At 63.2% G+C, this 22,702-nt stretch carries 17 protein-coding genes; 10 read left to right on the top strand and 7 right to left on the bottom strand.

Annotated features, from left to right (window positions below; genetic code table 11):
* Positions 1-175: 175 nt before the first annotated feature.
* Complete coding sequence (locus tag LMTR3_RS06745) at positions 176-1,411, top strand: MFS transporter (protein ID WP_065744336.1); 1,236 nt, start codon at positions 176-178, stop codon at positions 1,409-1,411.
* Positions 1,412-1,512: 101 nt separating this feature from the next.
* Here LMTR3_RS06745 and LMTR3_RS06740 read toward each other — a convergent pair whose 3' ends face one another.
* From LMTR3_RS06740 to hpaH, 6 genes are all read right to left on the bottom strand, one after another.
* Positions 1,513-3,141, bottom strand: a complete 1,629-nt coding sequence (locus LMTR3_RS06740) for a thiamine pyrophosphate-dependent enzyme (RefSeq protein ID WP_065744300.1) — start codon at positions 3,139-3,141, stop codon at positions 1,513-1,515.
* Positions 3,142-3,169: 28 nt separating this feature from the next.
* Entirely contained in the window at positions 3,170-4,039 is an 870-nt protein-coding gene (locus tag LMTR3_RS06735) for a fumarylacetoacetate hydrolase family protein (RefSeq protein ID WP_065744335.1), read from the bottom strand.
* Positions 4,040-4,050: 11 nt separating this feature from the next.
* Positions 4,051-5,034 (bottom strand): 3,4-dihydroxyphenylacetate 2,3-dioxygenase, encoded by a 984-nt coding sequence (gene hpaD, locus LMTR3_RS06730; protein WP_065744299.1) that lies wholly within the window; start codon positions 5,032-5,034, stop codon positions 4,051-4,053.
* Positions 5,035-5,143: 109 nt separating this feature from the next.
* Positions 5,144-6,679: a 5-carboxymethyl-2-hydroxymuconate semialdehyde dehydrogenase gene (gene hpaE / locus LMTR3_RS06725; RefSeq protein WP_065744298.1), complete on the bottom strand. Its 1,536-nt coding sequence runs from the start codon at positions 6,677-6,679 to the stop codon at positions 5,144-5,146.
* Positions 6,672-7,070 (bottom strand): 5-carboxymethyl-2-hydroxymuconate Delta-isomerase, encoded by a 399-nt coding sequence (locus LMTR3_RS06720; protein ID WP_065744297.1) that lies wholly within the window; start codon positions 7,068-7,070, stop codon positions 6,672-6,674. The genes hpaE and LMTR3_RS06720 overlap by 8 nt, the downstream gene beginning before the upstream one ends.
* A gap of 29 nt (positions 7,071-7,099) precedes the next feature.
* Positions 7,100-7,906 (bottom strand): 2-oxo-hept-4-ene-1,7-dioate hydratase, encoded by an 807-nt coding sequence (gene hpaH, locus LMTR3_RS06715; RefSeq protein WP_065744296.1) that lies wholly within the window; start codon positions 7,904-7,906, stop codon positions 7,100-7,102.
* A 218-nt stretch (positions 7,907-8,124) separates the two neighbouring features.
* Between hpaH and hpaR the strand changes: the two genes are divergently transcribed.
* The 9 genes from hpaR to LMTR3_RS06670 all read left to right on the top strand — a co-directional run bounded on the left by hpaR (position 8,125) and on the right by LMTR3_RS06670 (position 21,696).
* Complete coding sequence (gene hpaR / locus LMTR3_RS06710; protein ID WP_245319790.1) at positions 8,125-8,589, top strand: homoprotocatechuate degradation operon regulator HpaR; 465 nt, start codon at positions 8,125-8,127, stop codon at positions 8,587-8,589.
* 209 nt (positions 8,590-8,798) lie between these two features.
* Positions 8,799-9,884: a malate/lactate/ureidoglycolate dehydrogenase gene (locus tag LMTR3_RS06705; protein ID WP_065744295.1), complete on the top strand. Its 1,086-nt coding sequence runs from the start codon at positions 8,799-8,801 to the stop codon at positions 9,882-9,884.
* 51 nt (positions 9,885-9,935) lie between these two features.
* The gene (locus tag LMTR3_RS06700) at positions 9,936-10,715 is read left to right on the top strand and encodes an HpcH/HpaI aldolase family protein (RefSeq protein WP_057901996.1); all 780 of its coding nucleotides are present in this window, start codon (positions 9,936-9,938) and stop codon (positions 10,713-10,715) included.
* Positions 10,716-10,875: 160 nt separating this feature from the next.
* A complete protein-coding gene (locus LMTR3_RS06695; protein ID WP_065744294.1) occupies positions 10,876-12,402 on the top strand; it encodes a UxaA family hydrolase in 1,527 nt (508 codons plus the stop codon).
* 197 nt (positions 12,403-12,599) lie between these two features.
* Positions 12,600-15,878: a transglutaminase family protein gene (locus LMTR3_RS06690; RefSeq protein ID WP_065744293.1), complete on the top strand. Its 3,279-nt coding sequence runs from the start codon at positions 12,600-12,602 to the stop codon at positions 15,876-15,878.
* A 28-nt stretch (positions 15,879-15,906) separates the two neighbouring features.
* The gene (locus LMTR3_RS06685; protein ID WP_065744292.1) at positions 15,907-18,417 is read left to right on the top strand and encodes a circularly permuted type 2 ATP-grasp protein; all 2,511 of its coding nucleotides are present in this window, start codon (positions 15,907-15,909) and stop codon (positions 18,415-18,417) included.
* A complete protein-coding gene (locus LMTR3_RS06680; protein ID WP_065744291.1) occupies positions 18,414-19,292 on the top strand; it encodes a transglutaminase family protein in 879 nt (292 codons plus the stop codon). The genes LMTR3_RS06685 and LMTR3_RS06680 overlap by 4 nt, the downstream gene beginning before the upstream one ends.
* A gap of 181 nt (positions 19,293-19,473) precedes the next feature.
* Positions 19,474-19,941, top strand: a complete 468-nt coding sequence (locus tag LMTR3_RS06675) for a cache domain-containing protein (RefSeq protein WP_065744290.1) — start codon at positions 19,474-19,476, stop codon at positions 19,939-19,941.
* A gap of 54 nt (positions 19,942-19,995) precedes the next feature.
* A complete protein-coding gene (locus LMTR3_RS06670; RefSeq protein ID WP_065744289.1) occupies positions 19,996-21,696 on the top strand; it encodes a methyl-accepting chemotaxis protein in 1,701 nt (566 codons plus the stop codon).
* 131 nt (positions 21,697-21,827) lie between these two features.
* Here LMTR3_RS06670 and LMTR3_RS06665 read toward each other — a convergent pair whose 3' ends face one another.
* Positions 21,828-22,460, bottom strand: coding sequence for a hypothetical protein (locus LMTR3_RS06665; RefSeq protein WP_065744288.1), 633 nt, complete (start codon positions 22,458-22,460; stop codon positions 21,828-21,830).
* Positions 22,461-22,702 lie beyond the last annotated feature (242 nt).

The following is a 22,702-nucleotide window of genomic DNA, read 5'->3' as shown; positions in this document are numbered from 1 at the left end:
GAAGGTGGATCGCTGACGCGAAGCGGCAGCGAGACGGATGAGGGGTCTGTCTCCGCGGATAGAACCCCTCATCCGCCTTCGCTTGCGCGAAGGCACCTTCTCCCACAAGGGGAGAAGGGAAGAGACGTTCCATCGACCGTTTTCATCGTCTATGCTCTTTCCGCCGGGGGGCGACATGAGCATGACAGAAGCAATATCCGAAACCACCACCACCGCCAATCGAACCGGCGTCTACCTCGCCGTGCTCCAGCTCGTGTTCACGCTGGGCTGGACCACTTACGTCATCTATTTGCCAAAACTGTGCGCCGATGTCGGCATCGCGCCATCAGCCGTGATCCTGATCCTGATGCTGGATCAGGCAATCTTCACCATCACCGACACCGCGATGGGGATTGCCGCCGACAGGATCGCACCCTTCGTCGGCAAGCTCGGCGTGTTCGTCGCTGTCCTGACAGCAATCTCCTGCACGGCGTTTGTCGCGCTGCCGTTCGTGGCGGGTACGGGGCCGGGCGCGCAGGTCTGGTTCATCGCCCTGATCCTGGTCTGGGTCGTGACGTCATCGGCCCTGCGCGCGCCACCGCTGACATTGCTCGGTAAGTACGCCGCGCGGCCGGTGATCCCGTTTTTGTCGGCGCTGACGATGCTCGGCTACGGCTTGGCGGGCGCTGTCTCGCCCTATCTCGGCGTGGTGCTGCGCAATCACGACCCGCGGCTGCCCTTCGTGATCTCGGGCGTGGTACTGCTGCTCACGACGTTCGCGCTCTCGAGGGTCGAGCGTGATCTGGCGCATGCACCTCGCGCCGCAAAACAACCGGTTGCACCTGCAAAACCGCTTGGCCCGATACCGACGTTCTTCATCGCTTCGATGCTGATCCTCTCGCTCGGCTATCAACTGCATTTTTCCATCAACAGCACGCCGTTCTTCCTGCGGTTTGCCAAGCCGGACGAATTGCCATGGCTGATGCCGGTGTTCTGGATCGGCTTCAATATCGCGATGTTTCCGGCGAGCGTCGTGGTCAAGCATCGCGGCGGGCTGATCGTGATGGGCGCCGCCGGCCTGCTCGGCGCGCTGGCCGTGTTCGGCGCGGAGATGGCCGGCAATCTCAACCTGCTGATCGCGGCGCAGTTCGTCGCCGGCGCGGCGTGGGGCTGCATGCTGATGGCCGCAGTTTCGGCGGCGCTGGCGATCGGGGAGACCGGCGCCGAGGGCAAGGTGGTGGGGCTGGTATTTTCCGCGCTGGCGCTTGCAACCTTTGCGCGGATGGCCGCGGTGGCCGGCGGCCTGCAAAAGCTGCCGGAATACGCGCAGTTGTTGCACTGGGCGCCGGTGGCGTGCTGGTCGGTTGCTGGAGCGGGGTTGCTGGTGATTGCGGCGTCGCGGATGCAGCGGAGTTTGGCGACGCGGGTCTAGCTCTCTCCGCCGTCATTCCGGGGCGGTCCGCAGGACCGAACCCGGAATCTCGAGGTTCCGGATTCGATGCTTCGCATCGCTCCGGAACGACGTGCCTTAAGCTACGGTTTCGGCGGATGGATGAACGCCCACGGGCTCACTTCCGAATCCGTCGGCACCTCCACCGAAATCACGGACGGCCCGCCATCGGCCAGCGCCTTCTCCAGCGCGGGCCGGAACTGATCGGGCGAAGTTACCCGCGCAGCCCCCGCGCCGAAGGATTCGGCCAGCTTCACGAAATCCGGATTGACCAGGTCGGACGCCACCACGCGTCCGTCGAAATGCTGGCGCTGGTCGCGCCGCACATTGCCATAGGCGTTGTTGTTGAACACCAGCGTGACCACGCCGATCTTGAACTGCACGGCAGTCGATAGTTCCTGCACGCCAAACATGAACCCGCCGTCGCCCGTGATCGCGACCACCGGGCGGTCCGGGTTGGCGACCTTGGCGCCGAGCGCGGTGGGGAAGCCGGAGCCGAGCGTGCCCTGATAGCCCGAAGTGATAAAAGTGCGCGGCTCGTAGACCGGAAAGCCGTACCAGGAGGCGAAGCCGACCTGCGAGAGTTCATCAGTGACAATCGCATTGGCCGGCAGTACCTCGCGCAGAATGTTCAGATAGGCCATTTGCGGCTGAACCTTCTGGATCTCCTGATGCGCCGCTGCGGTGGCTTCGCGGATTTCGGCGCGCCGGCCGCTGGTCCTGCCACAGCCAGCCTTCTTCACAGCCGCCACGAGATCGGCCGTGCCAGCTTTCGCGTCCGCGACCACGGCGGCGTCGGATGCAAGCCGGCGCATCTCGGCCGGATCGATATCGATGCGAACGGATTTTAGTCCCTTCGGCTGGTACGGCCAGCGAAATCCCGAAGCCGGCAGCTCCATGCGCGTGCCGATCCCGATAATCAGATCGGTGTTCGGCCATAGCTTGTAGGCCGCCGCCATGGTCAGGCCGAGTTCGTGCGCGTTGGAGACGATGCCGCGGCCGCTGCGGAACGCTACGACAGGCGCATCGATCATTTCGGCCAGTTCGAGAATTTCCTCGCGCGCATGGATTGCGCCGCTGCCGACGAAGATCATCGGCCGCTTCGCATCCTTGATCAGCGCAGCCGCCGCCTTGATGCGATCGGGATCGGGCTGCGGCGCCGGGAACGGATCGAACATGGATGAGGTGCCGACCTGCGCGCGCTGCGTGAAAACATCCCACGGCATTTCCAGCGACACCGGACCGCGGCGGCCTGACATCATCTCTTGAAAAGCGCGCGACACGGCTGCCGGCGCCGCATCGGGATATTCGATGCGCTCGGCCCATTTCACGAAGGTGCGCAGCGTTGCGAGCTGGTCCGGCATCTCGTGCAGATGGCCGCGGCCCTTGCCGAGAAACGCCGTCGGCACCTGTCCGGTCAGGCACAGCACCGGCTCGTTGCAGCCGAACGCAGTGAGCAGCGCCGCACTGGCATTGAGTACGCCCGGACCGGGCACCACGCTGAACACGCCCGGCTTGCCCGATGAACGCGCATAACCAAAGGCCATGTAGCCGCAGGCTTGTTCATGCCGCGCGCCGATCACCTTCAACTGCGCCTGATGGAAAGCGTCGAACAATCCGTAGATCTGCGCGCCGGGCAGGCCGAACACGGTGTCGACGCCATGCGCGACGAGGCCGTTGACGATCGCTTCGCCGCCGGAAGTTGATTTCATCGTTCTGTCCACTCGCTCACGGGATTTTTCAGGCTTCGTCGATGACGCCGTTTTTGAGCACACCGATACCCTCGGCCGCAACCTCGATGACGTCGCCAGGCTTCAGATAGCGCGGCGGGTCGAACCGCGCGCCAGCGCCGGTCGGCGTACCCGTCACGATGACGTCGCCGGGCACCAGCGTGGTGAAGGTCGAGAGATAGTTGATCAGGTAGCGGAAGCCGAAGATCAACCGGCCGGTCCGGTCATCCTGTCGCGTCTCGTCATTGACCTTCGTGGTGAGGCGGATGTCCGCAATCTGGCTTTCATCGGTGTAGGGCACGAGCCAGGGGCCGAGGCTGCCGGTGGAATCGAAATTCTTGCCCTGGGTGACGTTGAACTTGGCGTGCCGCACCCAATCGCGGATGGTGCCCTCGTTGCAGAGCGTGATGGCCGCGATGTGGTCGAGCGCGTCGCTCTCCTTGATGTGCCGTCCGGCCTTGCCGATCACAAGCACCAGTTCGCCCTCGTAATCGAGTTGCGCCGAGGCGCGCGGGCGGACCAGCGGTGCGTTGTGGCCGACAAAGGAGCGCGGTGTCCGCATGAACATGCTCGGATATTTCGGCGCGTCCTGGCCGTCCTTGTATTCGGCGTTGCGGTCGGGATAGTTCACGCCGATGCAGATGATCTTTTCCGGTGCGGGGATCGGCGGCTGCCAACTGATCGCATCGAGCGCATGATCCGGCACGCGCCGCGCCGCGTCCTCGGCGAGTTTCATCAGCGCGCCGGCGGCGATGACTTCGCGCAGCGTCGGGTATTCCGTTCCGAACCGGTCGGAGAGATCGACGATGCCGGCATCGGTCACGGCGCCGTATTTCTGCGCGCCGTTGACGGTGAAAGTGGCGAGGCGGGGAGGAGCCATCTTCTGTTCCGTCAATCCGCGATCAAGACGTCGGCGACAAAGAGCGGATCGCGAACCTCTTGCCCCGTGAAGGGCGAACCCTCCTCGAACCAGGAGCGCGGCGCCGGTGCGCCCCACAGCGTTTGCCGGCGCGGGTCCTTTAGCGACCAGCGCAGCGGCTCGTGGTCGTGGTCTCCCGTGAAGTAGTCGCTGGTGTAGAGTTCGAGCCGGTGGCCGTCCGGGTCCCGGACATAGAGGAAGAATGCATTCGAGATGCCGTGGCGGCCCGGGCCGCGCTCGATGTTCTTCAGATATCCGCTTGAAGCCATCACGTCGCAGAGATGCAGGACGTTCATCGCCGTCGGCACCCAATAGGCAAAATGGTGCAGGCGAGGACCGCGGCCGTTGGTGATGGCGAAGTCATGGACGTTGCCCTTGCGATGCATCCAGGCCGCCGCGATCCGCCCGTTCGGGCCGTCTTCCTCGCCGTATTCGGTCAGCCGGAAGCCGAGCCGCGCATAGAAGTCGATGGTGCCCTGAACCTCGGGTGCGAAGACGTTGAAATGATCCAGCCGCTGCGGATGGCAGCCTTTGTAGAGATCGTAGCGCCGCAGCAGATGCGGGCGCTTGTCCATCGACGCATAGAGCTCGAGTTGGAAGCCGGCGGGATCGCTGAACTGCAGGGTGCGGCCCTGGAACGGCTGATCGGCGAAGGCGTAGGCGATGCCGTTCTCGGAAAAGAAGGTCGCGGCCTTGTCGAGATCGCCGTCATTGCCGACCTTGAAGCCGAGCCGATTGCAGGCCGCGGCCTGTGCCTTCCGCAGTACCAGCGAGTGATGCTGATGCTCCTCGCTGCCGCGCAAGTAAACCGCCTTGTCGTCGGCGTCCTCGACATGCAGGCCGACGGTGGTCTCGTAGAAGGCACGGCTCTTGCCGAGGTCGGTGACGTCGAGCACGGCATGGCTGCAGCGGATGATGTTGAACGGCGGGGTGAATGTGTGAGTAGGCACCGGCATGGGCGTTCCCTTGGTTGGTTCGTCATTCCGGGGCAGCCCGCAGGGCTGAACCCGGAATCTCGAGGTTCCGGGTTCGATGCTTCGCATCGCCCCGGAACGACGGTGCGTTCTAGATTCCCAGTCTCTGAATCTTATGCGTCCCGCGGGCGAGCGAGACGTGCTTGGTTTCCATATAGAAATCGAACGAGTAGTCGCCGCCGTCGCGGCCGATGCCTGAAGCTTTCATGCCGCCGAACGGCGTCGGCAGATGGCGGACGTTTTCGGAATTGAGCCAGATCATGCCGGCCTCCAGCGCGTCCGCGACGCGCAGCGCGCGCCCCATATCGCCGGTCCAGACATAGCCGGTCAGGCCATACTGCACGCCATTGGCGATCTCGATGGCGTCCTTCTCGTCCCTGAACGGGATCACGGTCAGGAACGGGCCGAACACTTCCTCCTGCGCCACCCGCATCTTTGAGTGCGCACCGGTGACGAGGGTCGGCTGCACGTAATGCCCGCCGCCGGGGCCGTCATGCGGCCTGCCGCCCACCGCGATGGTGGCGCCGTCCTTCCTGGCGATGTCAAAATAGCTGCAGACTTTTGCAAGATGCCGCTCATGGATCAGGGGGCCGATCTCGGTGGCGGGGTCGAGCGGATGGCCGACCTTCAGTGCCTTGACCCGGGCGGTGAGTTTGTCGACGAATTTTTCGGCAATGCTCTCCTGAACCAGCAGCCGGCTCGACGAGGTGCAGCGCTCGCCGTTGAGCGAGTAGATCATGAAGACCACCGCATCGAGCGCGCGTTCGAGATCGGCGTCGTCGAACACGATCACGGGGTTCTTGCCCCCGAGCTCGAAATGCACGCGCTTCAGGGTAGGGGCGCCCTGCGCCATGATCGCGGAACCGGTCGAGCTCTCGCCGACGAAACCGATCGCCTTGATGGCGTGATGCTCGGTCAGCGCCTTGCCCGCTTCCTCACCCATGCCGTGGACCGTGTTGAGCACGCCGTCCGGCAAGCCGGCCTGTTTCGCAAGCTTCGCCAGCAGGTCCGCCGTAACCGGTGACCATTCGGCCGGCTTGTGCACGACGGTGCAGCCGGCAGCCAGCGCCGGCGCGATCTTCCAGGTCGACAGCATGAATGGTGTGTTCCACGGCGTGATCACGCCGACCGGGCCGATCGGCACCCGGGTCGAGATGTTCCAGTGCTCCTCGCTGGGTGTGTTGAGGCCGTCCCGGGCTTCGCCGCACTTGTCGGCGAAGAAACGGAAGTTTTCCGCCGCCCGGATCGCGGCCTTGGCCATGAAGCGGTGGGCCTGGCCGGTGTCGATGCATTCCAGCACCGCGATATCATCGGCGTTGTCCTCGATAGCGTCGGCCACGCGATGCAGCAATTTTTTCCGCGCGGCGGCGGGCATGTCGCGCCAGGATTTGAAGGCCGTTGCGGCGGCGGTTGCGGCGCGGTCGATGTCTTCGGCGTTGCCGCGCGCGACCGATGCCAGCACTGCGCCATCAACCGGGGACTTCGTCTCAAATGTCTGGCCGGAGACCGACGGCACGGTCTTGCCGTCGATCATATGCCCGATGCCTTCGCTCTTCAGCTTGGCGAGCAGGGGAGCCACACGGTCGCGATTGGCCTGAAACCCGTCCTTGGGTGTCACCTTATCCATTGATAGCCTCCACTTTCAGAGCTTCGTGGATGTTGTTGCGCTTCCAGCTTGTTTCCTTGTCGTTGATCTGCATGTCGAACGACAGCGCGAACTTTTCGCTCGCAAACACCGGATCAAGGTAGGCCGACAACGCCTTGAAAATATGTTCGCCGGCCTTCTTGCGGGTGGCGAGGTCGCGGCCCTCGCCAAGCCGCAATACCATGTCGAGAAAGCCGTAAGCTTGGCGGCGGTCCGCGATCGCATAGTGCTCGCATCTGATCGCGCGGACGCGAATACCGCCGAGCGGGAAGATGCCGGTCTCGACCGCCGCTTGGCGGACGAGTTCCACGACCGCGCCCATGTCGACGCGCCCATCGAGATTGGCTGAATATTCAATCGTGAAGTGCGGCATGTTCCGATGGCTCCTGTCGTCTTAAAGCATCAGGCGAAGTAGCAACTCACCGAACCGTAAGGTCCATAATCCGCCTGGATCGTGTCGCCTTTGCGGGTTTCGATCGGTCGGATGAACGAGCCCGCCAGCACCACTTGGCCGGCTTCGAGCGCTAACCCATTCGGCGCGATCTTGTTGGCAAGCCACGCCACTGACGTCGCGGGATGATTGAGGACTCCGGCCGCAAGCCCGGTCTCTTCAAGCTGACCGTTGCGGAAACAGAGCGCGCCGATCCAGCGCAGGTCGGTGTCCATTGGCCGGATCGGCCGGCCGCCGAGCACGATGCCGGCATTCGCGGCGTTGTCGGCGATGGTGTCGAAAATCTTCCTGCTAGCCTTGGTCTGCGGATCGATCCGCTCGACCCGCGTATCCAGAATCTCCAGCGCCGGCACCACGAAGTCGGTGGCGTTGAGCACGTCGAACATCGTGCAGTCCGGTCCAGCCAACCGCGACTTCATCACGAAGGCGAGTTCGGCCTCGATGCGGGTGGCGATGAAACGATCTGACGGTACAAGCCCGCCGTCGGCAAAGAACATGTCATCGAGCAGGATGCCGGAGTCAGGCTCGTCAATATTGAGCGCGCTCTGCATTGCCTTCGAGGTCAGGCCGATCTTGTGGCCCTTCACGGTGCGCCCCTGCGCGACCTTCATCTCGACCCATGCTTTTTGAATAGCGTAGGCATCCTCGATCGTTATGCCGGGATGTTCAAGCGAAAGCTGCCGGATCTGTTTGCGGGTCTTTTCGGCGGCATCGAGCCGCTTGGCGGCGCTTCGGATATCGTCTCTGGAAAGGGCCATGGGGCGTCCGGCTCGATCAGCAAAAGCGGGTGCTGAAATTTGTTTAACATGTTAAGTTATCTTGCGCAAACTGATTTGATGCTTGTTGCGCCGCAAAACTCTATCCTTGCCGGAATCGAGGATTCCCGATGGGCGGGCCACTGAAGATGTCAGGCAAGAAATCGCCGAACGGATCGCGTTCGGACCAGGAGGGAACGGCGGAGGCACGCCGCGCGCCGATGCGCGAATTCTCGCGCTCGCTGCCGATGTCGCTACTGCGCGCGCGCGAAGCCGTGATGCGCCAGTTCCGTCCGTCCCTGCGCAATCATGGGCTGACCGAGCAGCAATGGCGGATCCTGCGCGCGCTGACGGCGGTAGATACCATCGAGGTGACGGAGCTGGCACGCGTCGCCTTCCTGCTGGGGCCGAGCCTGTCGCGAATCCTGCGCGATCTCGAAGCGCGCGATCTGATCGAACGCCGCACGGCCAAGGCTGATCTTCGCCGCGGCGAGGTGTCGATCTCGTCCAAGGGGCTGAAGCTGATCGAGGCCGTCGCGCCGACCTCGGAAGCGATCTACGCCGAGATCACGCATCGTTTTGGCGCACGCAAGCTCGCCGAATTGCAGGACATGCTGGGCGAACTCGAGCGCAGCCTTGCCGCGATGGAGGTAGCGGGTGAGGGCGAGGTCGAAGCAGACGAGTAAGCGCAAATTTGCATGATGCTACTGGCCCGATGCATAGCGGCCGGCAAATGATTGCAATCATTTGTCAAACGCGACTGAGGCGGTAGACACGTGCGCGATTTTTCGTTCAAAGTGCCGGCCAAGCCGGTCATCAAAACCGGTGCGGGAGTCACGTGGGTAGCTGTTCGAACTCAGGCTCTCCCGTGCAAGGACAGGGCTGAAATCCGGACATGGTCACAATAAAAGTCAACAATCTGATCGACTTCGTCGCAGAGGTTTTTTCGCATTCGGAATCCTCGCCCGAGGAAGCAAGGCGGATCGCCACTTATCTCACGACAGCCAATCTGACTGGCCATGACAGCCACGGCGTGATCCGGGTTCCGGTCTATATCCGCTGGAAGAAGACAGGCAACGTCGTTCCCAACCAGACGCCCGAGATCGTCGTCGACACCCCGTCGCTCGCGGTGGTCGATGGCAAGTTTGGTTATGGCCAGACCGCAACGCCATTCGCTGTGCGGACCGGTATCGAGAAGTGCAAGAAGGCGGGACTGTCAGCCATCGCGCTCCGCAATGCCGGCCACATCGGCCGCGTCGGCGACTGGGCGGAAATGGCCGCCGCCGAAGGGCTGGTGTCGGTGCATTTCGTCAATGCCGCCGGCTCGCTGCTGGTCGCGCCGTACGGCGGTGTCCAGAAACGGCTCTCGACCGCGCCTTACTGCGTCGGCATTCCGCGCCAGGGGCAAGATCCGATCGTGCTCGATTTCGCGACCTCCATCGTCGCCGAAGGCAAGGTGCTGGTCGCCAGCCGCGGCGGCAAGAAGCTTCCCACCGGCGCACTGGTCGATGCCGACGGCACGCTGAGCGAAGAGCCGTCCGTGCTCTATGGTCCCTACACGCCGGACGGGCCGCGCGACCACACCAAGGGGACCGGCGCGATCCGCGCCTTCGGCGAGCACAAGGGCTCGGGGCTCGCCTTCATCTGCGAACTGCTCGGCGGCGCGCTGACCGGCACCGGCGCCACTTCCGGCGGCCGGCAGTTCGCCAACGGCATGCTTGCCTTCTATATCGATCCCAAGGTGATCGACACGGCCAGCTATTTCGACGACGAAATCTCGCGCTATACCGACTTCATCCGCGAGACCAAGCCGATCGCCGGCGTCGAGTCCGTGCTGGTCCCGGGCGACCCGGAACGGAAGACGCGCGCCGAGCGCACCAGGAACGGCGTGCCGCTGCCTGATGATACCTGGGCTGCGATCGTCAACACCGCCCGCGAGGTCGGCGTCAGCGAATCGAGCATTCAGCGCGCGACCAGCTAATCAAATCTGCGAACTTCAACAATTGTAACGATCACAAAGGGAAAGCGATCAATGGCAACCAACAACGTCAAGAAAGTATGGGCCTCGGGCAAGGCCGTGGTGAACGCGTGGCTCGCGATCCCCTCCGGCTTTTCGGCCGAAGTGATCGCGCAATGCGGATTCGACAGCGTCACCGTCGACATGCAGCACGGCGTGCAGGATTACCTCTCGATGGTCCAATGCTTTCAGGCGATGAACGGCCATCCGGTGACGCCGATGGTCCGCGTGCCCTGGAACGAGCCCGGCATCATCGGCAAGGTGCTCGACGGCGGCGCCTATGGCGTGATCTGTCCGATGATCAACACCCCGCAGGAGGCGAAGAACCTCGTCCAGTACGCGAAGTATCCGCCGAAGGGCACGCGCTCGAATGGCCCGATCCGCTCCGGTATGTACGGCTCGGCCGGCTCTTACCAGCAGACGGCAAACGACGAGATCGTGCTGCTGCCGATGATGGAGACCAGGACGGCAGTCGAAAACATGGAATCGATCCTCGACGTCGAGGGCATCGACGGCGTCTATATCGGCCCCTCCGATCTCGGCTTCTCCTATGGCCTGGTGCCGAAGCTCGACCGCGACGAGCCTGAAATCCTCAAGATCTACGAGAAGATCGTCAAGGAATGCGGCAAGCGAGGGCTCAATCCCGGCATTCACTGCTCGGGCGCCGAGGGCGCGGTGCGCGCCATCAACATGGGCTTCAAGCTCGTCACGCTCTCGAACGAGAGTGGCTTGATGATGACCTACGCCAAGATGCAGGTGAACCAGACGAGGAAGGATTCGGGCGGAAAAGCGTAAAGGGCTCGTGTCCCGGACGCGGTGCAGCGCCTCTTGGCGGTGCACCGCAGAGCCGGGACCCAGTAACAGCAGCGGTGTGTGGGGCCCCGGATCAGCAGCGCACCGCTCCGCGCTGCGCAGCATCCGGGGCACGATAGATTTAGAGGCAAGGAGACATCTTATGACCACCCCCGCACCCGTGATCCGCCTGCACCCTGACGATGGCGTGCTGATCGCGCGCGCGAGCTTGCCGCCAGGCATGTTGGTGGCTGAGGGCGTCACCACGACCGAACGGATTCCGGCCGGCCATAAGGTCGCAATCAGGCCGATCGCCATGGGCGAGCCGGTCCGCCGCTACGGCCAGATCATCGGATTTGCCACGGCGCCGATCGCGCCGGGCCAGCATGTGCACACGCAAAACTGCGGTATGGGCGATTTCGCCAAGGACTATGCCTATGGCGTCGACGTCAAGCCGGTACCGAATTTCGATCTGCCCGCCACCTTCGACGGCATTCGCCGCGCCGACGGCCGCGTGGCGACGCGCAACTATATCGGCATCCTCACCTCGGTGAATTGCAGCGCCCATGTCGCCGGCATCGTCGCCGACATGTTCAAGAAGAACCCGTTCACCGGCGATAACCCGCTGGCCGACTATCCGAACGTGGACGGCGTGGTGGCGCTGACCCACAAGACGGGCTGCGGCATGACGCAGAACGAACCGCTGGCATTGTTGCGGCGGACGCTCGGCGGCTATGCGCGGCATGCGAATTTCTCCCATGTGGTCGTGCTGGGGCTTGGCTGCGAGGTCAACCAGATCGGCGGGCTGATGGAGGAGCAGAAGCTCGCGGGACGTTTGCGCGCGATGGACATCCAGGAAGTCGGCGGCACCCGCAAGACGGTGGAGGCCGGCATCGCCTTCGTGAAGGAGGCGCTGACCGACGCCAATAAAGTAAAGCGCGAGAAGGTCGCAGCCAGCGAATTGACGGTGGCGCTGCAATGCGGTGGCTCCGACGGTTACTCCGGCGTTTCGGCCAATCCGGCGCTGGGTGCTGCGAGCGATCTGCTGGTGCGCCACGGCGGCACTGTGATCCTCTCGGAGACGCCGGAGACTTATGGCGCCGAACATCTGCTGACGCGGCGGGCCGTCAGCCGCGAGGTCGGCGAAAAACTCGTCGGCCTGATGCGCTGGTGGGAAGAATACACCAGGCGCGAGGGCGCCGAGATGAACGCCAATCCAAGCCCCGGCAACAAGGCCGGCGGCCTCACCACCATCCTGGAAAAATCATTGGGCGCGATGGCGAAGGCCGGCAGCACCAATCTGGTCGACGTGCTCAACTATGCCGAGCCGATCACCAAGAAGGGTTTCGTCTTTATGGACACGCCCGGCTACGACCCTGTCGCGGCCACGGGTCAAGTGGCCGGCGGCGCCAACATGGTCTGCTTCACCACCGGCCGCGGCAGCGTGTTCGGCTGCAAGCCCGCGCCATCGATCAAGCTCGCCACCAACACGCCGATGTACAAGCGCATGGAAGATGACATGGACGTCAATTGCGGCACCATCCTCGACGGCGAGGAAACCGTGCAGCAATGCGGCCAACGCATCTTCGAGCTGATGCTGAAAACGGCATCCGGCCAGCCGACCAAAAGCGAGAGTTTCGACTTCGGCGGTGCCGAGTTCGCGCCGTGGGTGCTTGGGGCTACGATGTAAGTGATTGATCGTCATTCCGGGGCGATGCGAAGCATCGAACCCGGAATCTCGAGATTCCGGGTCTGGTCCTTCGGACCATCCCGGAATGACGACGTCGAACATCCGCACTTCCCGTAGGCACCTTGTGCCCGTTGTTAATGCTTGATCCCGCCCGGAACCGGTGTTCTGCTTAAAAAAGCCGCTGGAGTCTCCGGTCCGTGTCGATCTACGTCGCACTACACCACGTCACGCACTACAAATACGACCGACCGATCGATCTCGGCCCTCAGACCGTTCGCCTGCGCCCGGCGCCGCATACGCGGACGCCGATCCTGAGCTATTCGCTCAAGGTGACGCCAGCCAATCATTTCGTGAACTGGCAGCAGGATCCGCAGGGCAATTGGCTGGCGCGCTTCGTCTTTCCGGAGAAGGCGTCTGAGCTCAGAATCGAAGTCGACTTCACCGCGCAGATGACGGCCGTCAATCCCTTCGATTTCTTCGTCGAGCCCTACGCAAACTCCTTTCCGTTTCAGTACAGCAACGATCTCAAGACCGAGCTCGCGCCCTATCTCGCGACCTCCGAGCAGGGGCCGCTGTTCGCGGCTTACTTAAAGGAGATTCCGCGCGAGGCCGACAGCACGGTCAACTTCCTGGTCGAGCTCAACGCTCAGCTTCAAAAGAAGATCAAGTATGTCATCCGGATGGAGCCGGGCATTCAGACGCCGGAGGAGACGCTGGCGCGCGGTTCCGGCTCGTGCCGCGATTCCGCGTGGCTATTGATCCAGGCATTGCGGCATCTCGGTCTCGCCGCACGTTTCGTCTCGGGCTACCTCATGCAATTGCGTCCCGATATCGATCCGGTCGAAGGCCCACGCGAGGTCGAAAGCGATTTCACCGATCTGCATGCCTGGGCGGAGGTCTACCTTCCCGGCGCAGGCTGGATCGGGTTCGACGTCACCTCGGGTATGCTGACGGGAGAGGGGCATATTCCCGTCGCCGCCACGCCGCATTATCGCTCAGCGGCGCCGATCTCGGGCAGTGCGGGTTTCGCCAACGTCGAATTCGGTTTCGAGATGAGCGTCAGGCGCATCCGCGAGGCGCCGCGGATCACGCGGCCGTTCTCCGATGAATCCTGGACACGGCTCGATCGGCTCGGCGAGCAGATCGATGCCGATCTCAGGCAGGGCGACGTGCGGCTGACCATGGGCGGCGAGCCGACCTTCGTCTCGATCGACGATCTGGAATCGCCGGAATGGAACATCGCTGCCATCGGCCCGACCAAGCAGGCGCTGGCGGATGAGCTGATTCGAAAGCTGCGAGCGCGCTTCGCGCCGGGCGGGTTACTACATTACGGGCAAGGCAAATGGTATCCGGGCGAAAGCCTGCCGCGCTGGGCGTTCGGACTCTATTGGCGCAAGGACGGCGTGCCGATCTGGAAGAATGCCGAGCTGATCGCGAGGATCGAGAATTCGCGCAAGGCGAAGATTGAAGACGCCAAAACCTTCATGAAAGCCGCTGCGAAGCGGCTCGGCCTCGACGCCAGCTACGTGATGCCGGCATACGAAGACCCCGTGCATTGGCTGCAAAAGGAAGCCGCACTTCCGGTCAATGTCAATCCCGGCGACTCCAAGCTGTTCGATCCCGAAGAGCGATCACGCATGGCGCGTGTGTTCGATGAAGGGCTCGACAAGCCGAAAGGGTTCGTGCTGCCGATCCAGCATGCGGACGCCGATAGTCCTCGCTGGATGAGCGAGCGCTGGCAGTTCCGGCGTAGCCATTTGTTTCTCATCCCAGGCGATTCCCCGCTCGGGCTCCGGTTGCCGATGGCGTCGCTGCCGCATGTCCCGCCGGAAGAATATCCTTACCTCGTCGAGCAAGATCCAATGGATGCGCGGCCGGAGCTGGCGGCCGAGGACGAGGAGTCCGGAATAGGGGACGAGTCAAGATTGGCGCACGCGCCGAAAGCAAAGCGCAAACCCAAGCCGGTGCGCACGGCAACCTCGGTCGAAATCCGCGACGGCGTGTTGTGCGTCTTCATGCCACCGGTCGAGAAGGTCGAACACTATCTCGACCTGATCGCGGCGGTGGAAGCGACCGCCGAGGAGATGCAGTTCCCGGTTCATGTCGAGGGCTACGGGCCGCCCTATGACCCACGCATCGAGGTCATCAAGGTGACGCCCGATCCCGGCGTGATCGAAATCAACGTCCAGCCGGCGCAAAGCTGGCGCGAGGCGGTCGACATCACCTTCGGCCTGTATGAAGACGCCGCGAAAGTCCGGCTCGGCGCCAACCGCTTTCTCGTTGATGGCCGCCACACCGGCACCGGCGGCGGAAATCATGTCGTGGTCGGCGGCTCTACGCCGCAGGATTCGCCGTTCCTGCGCCGCCCGGATTTGCTTAGGAGTCTCGTGCTGTACTGGCAGCGCCATCCGTCGCTGTCCTATTTGTTCTCCGGCATGTTCATCGGCCCGACCAGCCAGGCGCCGCGTATCGACGAAGCGCGGCATGACGGGCTCTATGAGCTGGAGATCGCGCTCTCGCATGTGCCGCCGCCCGATATCGAAGCCCCGCTATGGCTGGTCGATCGGCTGTTCCGGCATATCCTCGTCGACATAACAGGTAATACCCATCGCGCCGAAATCTGCATCGACAAGCTCTATTCGCCTGATGGCCCGACCGGCCGTCTCGGGCTGGTCGAGTTCCGCGCGCTCGAAATGCCGCCCGACCCGCGGATGTCGCTGGCGCAGCAATTGTTGATCCGCGCGCTGATCGCAAAGCTCTGGCGCGAGCCGCAGCAGGGCAAGTTCGTACGCTGGGGAACTGCGCTGCACGATCGCTTCATGCTGCCGCATTTCCTCTGGGAGGATTTTCTCGGCGTGCTCGATGAGCTCAAGCTATCCGGTTACGATTTCTCGGCGGAATGGTATTCGGCGCAACTCGAATTCCGCTTTCCGGTGTTCGGCCGTGTCCACCACGGCGGCGTCGCGCTGGAATTGCGTCAGGCGCTGGAGCCCTGGCATGTGCTGGGCGAGGAGGGCTCGGCCGGCGGCACCGTGCGCTATGTCGATTCTTCCGTGGAGCGCCTGCAAGTCAAGGCGACCGGCTTTGTCGAGGGACGCCACGTCGTGACCTGCAACGGCAGGCGGATGCCGATGACATCAACGGGACGCTCCGGCGAGGCCGTGGCCGCCGTCCGCTTCAAGGCCTGGCAGCCGGCATCAGGGCTGCATCCGACCATCCCGGTCCACGCGCCCCTGACATTTGACTTGATCGATAGCTGGAACGGCCGTTCGCTCGGCGGCTGCGTCTACCACGTCGCCCATCCTGGCGGCCGCAATTACGATACCAAGCCGGTCAATTCCTATGAGGCGGAGGCGCGGCGGCTGGCCCGGTTTCAGGATCACGGCCACACCCCGGGGCGGATCGAGCCGCCGCCCGAGGAACGCACAATTGAATTCCCTTTGACGCTCGACTTGAGGACGCCGCTCCTGATCTAATCGGAAGCGACGGTCTCGGGGAATCGAAATGTCAGGCCAAGGCAACAGTCAGGAGAGCAAGGCCCGCCCGGGCCAGCGCCGGATGGCGCAATGGACGCGCGACTATGCGCGGCTGCCCGGCACCCCCGACGAATATATCGGGTCCGATGGAGCGCCGTGCGCGGCCTGGACTCGCTTTTTCGATGCCTTTGCTGCGCTTTCGCCCGGCGATATCGAGCGGCGCTTCGCCTCCGCCGACCGGCATCTGCGCGAGGCCGGCGTCACCTATCGCGCCCCCGGCGAAACCGCCGACCGGCTGTGGCCGCTCAGCCATCTGCCGCTGATCATCGACGAGGCCGATTGGCAGCAACTGACCACGGGTATCGCGCAGCGCGCGCAGTTGTTCGAAATGATCCTGCGCGATCTCTATGGCGAGGCCCGGCTGGTGAGCGAGGGCGCGGTGCCTGCGGCCGCGATTGCCGGCAGCAATGAATATCTGCGCGCCGTCTGCGGCGTCAAACCACCCGGCGGGCGTCATCTTCATTTTTATGCGGCCGACGTCGGCCGCGGCCCCGACGGGCGCTGGTGGGTGCTGAACGACCGCACGCAGGCGCCGTCAGGCGCCGGCTATGCGCTGGAAAATCGCCTGGTGCTGTCGCGCGCCTTTTCCAATCTCTACAAGTCGATGAACGTCGAGCGCGTGGCGCCGTTCTTCGAAGCGTTCCGCGATTCGCTTCGCGCCAGCGCCGACCGCGACGAGCCGCGCATCGGCCTGTTGACGCCGGGCGCCTTCAGCGAAACCTATTTCGAACACGCCACGCTGGCGCGCTATCTCGGCTTTCTCCTGGTCGAGGGCGACGATCTCGCCGTCAGCGGCGACCGCATCCATATCCGCACCGTCGCGGGCCTGAAGCGGCTCGACGTGCTGCTGCGCCGGGTCGATTCCAATTTTCTCGATCCGCTGGAGCTCGATGCCTCGTCACATCTCGGCGTGCCGGGCCTGATCGACGTGCTGCGCAAGGACGGCGTCGTCGTCGCCAATATGCCGGGTTCGGGCGTATTGGAGGCGAGGGCGCTGCTTGGATTCCTGCCGAGCCTGTGCCGCCGCTTGCTCGGCGAGACCTTGATCATGCCGCACATCGCGACCTGGTGGTGTGGCCAGAAATCGGCGCGTGAGGAAGTGCTGTCGCGGCTGGAGGATTTCGTCATCGAGGGCGCCTATGGCCGGGCCGTTCCCGGCTTTGCCGGCCATGCGCCCGTGCTTGCCGGCGAGTTGCCGCCAGCCGAGCGCGACCGGCTCAGGCAGGCGATCACCGACCGCGGCATCGATTATGTCGGCCAGGAACTGGTGCGGCTGTCGACGACGCCGGTGTGGGAGCAGGGTCGGATCACGCCGCGCCCGTTCGTGCTGAGGGTATTTGCCGCCGCTACCCCGCAAGGCTGGACCATCCTGCCCGGCGGCTTTTGCCGGATCGCCGAACAGGCGGATGCGCGTGCGGTGTCGATGGGTGACGGGGCGCGGTCGGCGGATGTCTGGGTGGTATCCGACAAGGCCGTAGCGTCGGCGACGCTGTTGCCCGGCGCCGACACGGTGCGGATCAGGCGGATCGCCGGCGTGGTGCCGAGCCGTGCCGCGGACAATCTGTTCTGGCTCGGCCGCTATCTCGAACGCGCCGAGGCGACGCTGCGGCTGATCCGCGCGCTCGGCACCTCGACGCGCGATCCCGCCAAGGGAGCGTCGACCGCGTTGCATTCGGTCGAGCGTATCCAGCGGATTCTGGTGACCTGGGGCGCTACCTCGCAGGCGACGCGGACCAATCCGGCGCGGGTCATCGCGGAAGCGCTGCAAAGCGAGGAGAAGTTCGGTTCCGCACTTTCGCTGGTGCGATCGGTGCAGCGAACTGCGAGTTCGCTGCGCGAGCGGCTTTCGCCCGATGCCTGGCAGATCATCACCGAGATGGTGGAGCGACTCGCGCTGCAGGTCGACGACGACGACAGCATCGTCAGCGCCGCTGAATTGACGCTGCAGGAGCTGGCGAGCCTTGCCGGCCTGGCGCAGGAGAACATGAACCGCGCCGCCGGATGGCGCTTCCTCGACATGGGCCGCCGCGCCGAGCGCGCTATCAACACCGCGCGGTTCGCGCGGCAGTTCGCCTATGACGAGGCGGGCGAAGACGACCTCGACGTGCTGTTGACGCTGGTGGATTGCCAGATCACCTACCGCTCGCGCTATCTGGTCGGGCCGGCGCTGGCGCCGGTTCGCGACCTCGCCGTGCTCGACCCTTATAATCCGCGCTCGGTCGCGTTTCAGGTCTCAGCGCTCAATGACCACATCGCGGCGCTGCCAAGCCTGAAGGAACACGGTTTGATCGAGCGGCCGCAGCGGTTGGCGGTGGCGTTGCAGGCAACACTGACGACGGCGGAGGCTGCCACGCTGGATGTGAAAGCGCTGTTTGCACTCGAACAGGATCTGCTCAACCTGGCCGACGCCATCGGCCTGCATTACTTCCCGCACGGGCCCAATGCGAGCCGGCCGGAGAAGCTCACGGGTCTTGCGTGATCTACGATATCCGTCACGTCACGACTTACGCTTACGAGAGCCCGGTGAGTTTTGCGCGCTGCTCGCTGCGGCTGGAGCCGCGAACCGGCGACGGGCAGCAATTGATCTCGCACGCAGTCGAGATCCGGCCGCGGCCGGCCGAACGCACGGTGCGGCGGGACTTTTTCCGAACGCATACCGAGAGCGTGCTGATCGAGACCGCGCATCGTAGTTTGCGGATCGATTCCCGCTCACGGGTTTCGGTCGCGCGTCAGGCGCCCGGTCGCGCGGCACCCAGCCCGCCCTGGGAGCTCATCCGCGACGTGGCCTTTGAGGCTACCAGCCTCGGTCCTGCTTCGCCGGTCGGATACGTCTTTGCAAGCTCGCTGGTGCCGGTGCTGGCGCCGCTCACTGCCTATGCCGCGCCAAGCTTCGCGCCGGGTGGCGGCATCCTCACGGGCGCCGTCGACCTGATGCGCCGCATCCGCAGCGATTTCAGGTACGACTCCAAGGCCACCGTGATTTCGACGCCGCTTAAGGAAGTGTTCGAGAAGCGCCACGGCGTCTGCCAGGATTTTGCCCATGTGATGATTGCGGGCCTGCGCGGGCTCGGCCTGCCGGCGGCCTATGTCAGCGGCTATCTGCGCACCGTTCCGCCCGCCGGCCAGCCGCGCCTGCAGGGCGCCGACGCCAGCCACGCCTGGGTCTCGGTCTGGTGCGGCGCCGAGCTCGGCTGGGTCGGCTTCGATCCGACCAACGACCTCCTGGTCGAGAACGATCATATCGTCCTGTCGATCGGCAGAGACTTCTCCGACGTCTCGCCGGTCGACGGCATCATCGTCGGATCGCCCAAGCAGAAGCTCAGCGTGGCCGTGGACGTGCTGCTGGTGGAATGAGGCTGGAATGCCTCCGTGCCGGACTTCTTTAAGAATTGGTTGTCCTGCCGCAGCGGGAAGCCGCGCTAATCTCCGCTGCACTACGGATAGGCACTTTAACGGAAGGTTTGCACTTTTGTTGCCAGCATGACGTGCGCGGAACCGCGCCTGCAAGTTGCGTCCACCTAGCCAGGAGATAATCGTGAACAATTGGTCAACAAAGCCTTTCGTTTCCGCCGTGGCAGCCATTCTCGTTTTCGGCGGTACCGCCAGCGCGGGCGGCGGCGCAAGCAAGGATGAAGCCGTTGCCATGGTCAAGCTGGCCGTTACCTTCATCAAGGAGCAGGGACCCGAAAAGGCGTATCCCGAGCTCACCAACAAGGCCAGCAAGTTCCGCGACCGCGATCTCTATGTCGTGGTCTACCAGCTCGACGGCAAAGTGCTGGCTCACGGCTCGAACGAGAAGTTCGTCGGCAAGGATCTGATCGACGCCCAGGATGTCGACGGCAAGCTCTACGTCAAGGAACGCGTCGAACTCGCCGCCAAGCAGCCTTCGTTCTGGCAGGATTACAAGTTCGTCAATCCGGTGAGCAAGAAGGTCGAGCCGAAGGAAATGTACTGCGAGAAGCTGGATAACACGGCCGTCTGTGCGGGCGTCTACAAGCTCTGACCCCGATCAAGCGTTTGCGTTGTTGTGCGGCGATCGCCGCACTGAAGGGGTGATATGCTCGGCTGGATCAAGAACATTGGCCTCTCATGGAAAGTCCAGCTCGCTCCGGCGTTCCTGATCGCCGTCCTTATCGGGCTCGGCGCCTATGCGTTGCAAACGCTGCGGTCGAATCAGGCCGCCGTTGACGCGTTGGTGTCGGGTCCGGTCCGGCAATCGGAGCTGGCCAACGATCTCACTACAACGGTGTGGACGGCGCACGCCAAGCTCTATCGTCTTGCTGCCACTGCAGCCAACGAAAAGGACGAGAAGAAAGTAGCTGCGGTCGCCAAGGAGGCTTCGGCTGCGGCCGGCAAGATTTCCGAGGCGCTGAAGGCCGTCGAAGGCATCAAGGGCGGGCTCGGCCCGGAGACTTTCGACAAGCTGAAAGCTGCGGTCGCGGGCTATCTCAAGCAATCGAAAAACGCGATCGAGATGGCCGACGGCGACGCCGGTTCGGCGCTGATATTCATCAAGGGTGCAGAGCGAAATTTTGCCGTCATTGAAAAGCTGGTCGATGACCTGATCGCCCATAGCAGCGATAGCAAGGATCGCGAGATTGCCCGCGCCGGGATCAAGCTCGAGCAACAACAGATGACGCTGATGGCAGCGCTCCTGCTCGTTGCGCTCGCCGGTATCGTCGTTTCATTTCTGATCGGTCGCAGCATTTCCCGGCCCGTCGTTGCGATGTCGAGGGCGATGCGCGAGCTGGCCGCCGGCAATTTCGAGGTTCAACTGCCGGGTCTGGAGCGCCGCGATGAAGTTGGCCAGATGGCGCACGCGATCCAGGAATTCAAGGTGCAGGCGATCGCCAAGGCCGAACGCGAGACGGCGGAGCGTGAGGAAAAGAACCGCGAACTGGCATCGGCCCGCCGTGCCGAGCTTCATAACCTGGCCGAGAGTTTCGAGATCGCGGTCGGCAATATCGTCGAGAACGTTGCCTCAGCCTCGGCCGAATTGGAAAATTCCGCCGCGATCCTGACCAACAGCAGCGTGGCCACCCAGGAGCTCTCCACCGTGGTCGCCGCGGCTTCCGAGGAGACTTCCAGCAACGTGCAGTCGGTGGCGTCCGCCACCGAGGAAATGGCCAGCTCCGTCAATGAAATCGGCAGGCAGGTTGCGAATTCCAACCGGATCGCCAACGAGGCCGTCGTTCAGGCGCAAAAGACTGACGCCCGGATCATCGAATTGTCGGAGGCGGCAAACCGCATCGGCGACGTAACCAGGTTGATCACCACGATCGCCGAGCAGACCAATCTCCTGGCACTCAACGCGACCATTGAGGCCGCCCGGGCCGGTGACGCCGGCCGCGGCTTTGCGGTGGTTGCCCAGGAGGTCAAGGCGCTCGCCACCCAGACCGCCAAGGCAACCAGCGAAATCTCGACCCAGATCGCCGAGATGCAGTCGGCGACGCAGGAATCGGTGCACGCCATCAAGGAGATCAGCGGCACCATCGGCCGGGTTTCCGAAATCGCTGCGGCGATCGCTGCCGCCATCGAGGAGCAGGGCGCTGCCACCCAGGAGATCGCGCGCAACGTGCAGCAGGCGGCAGTGGGCTCGACCCAGGTCGCGACCAGCATCGCCGACGTCAACCGTGGCGCCGGCGAAATCGGCACGGCGTCCTCACAGGTGCTGGCCAACGCGCAACTGCTCTCCAACGAAAACAAGCGCCTCAAGGCCGAGGTCGGCAAGTTCCTCGCAACCGTGCGGTCGGCCTAAGCCGTAGGGCCCAAAAGCCGAGATTGGCGAACGTGGCTTGATCCACGTCTGCTTTGCAGCATTTTGCGGACTCAAGTCGGACATTGCCCCAAGTCCGAAAAGTGCCAAGCAGACCTCCCCGATTAAGTTCTCTATTTTTGCTCGATCTGGTAGCGAGCTGCTTCTGCTGTCGAAGGGACGGGTGGACAGCTCTCCCCGGATGGCACCAGTAACGCATCTGGAGGGTGATCGAACACGGAAATAAGCGCCGCAGTGATGCGATCTTCTTGCTTCGTGATACTCACGCGCAGAAGATCCGGATCTCTCAGGCCGGCGACAATCCATAAGCGTCTTGGATATGGCTGAAAGAGCACCAACCGATTTATGTCAACCTGGTAGTTGAATGTCACGTCATGTCGTCGATTATGAGCAGAATCGAAAGGATCCGAATCCTTTCTCCCGTTCGTGTTCAGGTACTCTGCGCCAATCGCACGCAGGATAGCGTGAATGATTGCAATACGCTCATAGAGCGTAGCTTTAGGAGTGAGCATCTCGGATAATTGAGAATTCAACTGCGCGCCTATCTCTCGACCATCATTGCTAAAAGCAGCCCATTTGGGTCGTTGCTTTTGCGCTTTCAGCAAATGAGCGCGATATTGCTCATTCGAGACAGGACCGAACGTGCATTTGTCCTGATCCGTATGCCAGGAAAGTAGTGGCGCATAGTTTGCGGCGATGATGATTGTGACGGCAATCGCGATGGCCCTTAGCACCCCACGAATCATTTCGGTAATCCAGCGCCAATTGTAATCGTCACTAGGTTGTAGAAGTGGATCGCGTCAACCCACGAAGTGCTCAAATACTGAATGATATATGAATCGCGTGCGTCCGGTTTGGGTCATTCGCGTCGATTTTGCCATATCAGCGATATGTCCGATATCCAGCTCATCTCGCACCTGCCGATTTCGAGGTTGCGAAAGTCGAGATAGGCATGAATCAAGCTCCCGAACCGGGGCCTCGAATCATT

This window comes from Bradyrhizobium sp. LMTR 3 (assembly GCF_001693485.1).
Taxonomy (GTDB): Bacteria; Pseudomonadota; Alphaproteobacteria; order Rhizobiales; family Xanthobacteraceae; genus Bradyrhizobium.
This window is presented reverse-complemented; position numbering and strand designations above follow the sequence as displayed.

Excerpts from the sequence above, each read along its gene's own strand:
- LMTR3_RS06745 (WP_065744336.1), top strand. The coding sequence starts at position 176 with ATGAGCATGACAGAAGCAATATCCGAAACCACCACCACCGCCAATCGA.
- LMTR3_RS06740 (WP_065744300.1), bottom strand. The coding sequence starts at position 3,141 with ATGAAATCAACTTCCGGCGGCGAAGCGATCGTCAACGGCCTCGTCGCG.
- LMTR3_RS06735 (WP_065744335.1), bottom strand. The coding sequence starts at position 4,039 with ATGGCTCCTCCCCGCCTCGCCACTTTCACCGTCAACGGCGCGCAGAAA.
- hpaD (WP_065744299.1), bottom strand. The coding sequence starts at position 5,034 with ATGCCGGTGCCTACTCACACATTCACCCCGCCGTTCAACATCATCCGC.
- hpaE (WP_065744298.1), bottom strand. The coding sequence starts at position 6,679 with ATGGATAAGGTGACACCCAAGGACGGGTTTCAGGCCAATCGCGACCGT.
- LMTR3_RS06720 (WP_065744297.1), bottom strand. The coding sequence starts at position 7,070 with ATGCCGCACTTCACGATTGAATATTCAGCCAATCTCGATGGGCGCGTC.
- hpaH (WP_065744296.1), bottom strand. The coding sequence starts at position 7,906 with ATGGCCCTTTCCAGAGACGATATCCGAAGCGCCGCCAAGCGGCTCGAT.
- hpaR (WP_245319790.1), top strand. The coding sequence starts at position 8,125 with ATGCGCGAATTCTCGCGCTCGCTGCCGATGTCGCTACTGCGCGCGCGC.
- LMTR3_RS06705 (WP_065744295.1), top strand. The coding sequence starts at position 8,799 with ATGGTCACAATAAAAGTCAACAATCTGATCGACTTCGTCGCAGAGGTT.
- LMTR3_RS06700 (WP_057901996.1), top strand. The coding sequence starts at position 9,936 with ATGGCAACCAACAACGTCAAGAAAGTATGGGCCTCGGGCAAGGCCGTG.
- LMTR3_RS06695 (WP_065744294.1), top strand. The coding sequence starts at position 10,876 with ATGACCACCCCCGCACCCGTGATCCGCCTGCACCCTGACGATGGCGTG.
- LMTR3_RS06685 (WP_065744292.1), top strand. The coding sequence starts at position 15,907 with ATGTCAGGCCAAGGCAACAGTCAGGAGAGCAAGGCCCGCCCGGGCCAG.
- LMTR3_RS06670 (WP_065744289.1), top strand. The coding sequence starts at position 19,996 with ATGCTCGGCTGGATCAAGAACATTGGCCTCTCATGGAAAGTCCAGCTC.
- LMTR3_RS06665 (WP_065744288.1), bottom strand. The coding sequence starts at position 22,460 with ATGATTCGTGGGGTGCTAAGGGCCATCGCGATTGCCGTCACAATCATC.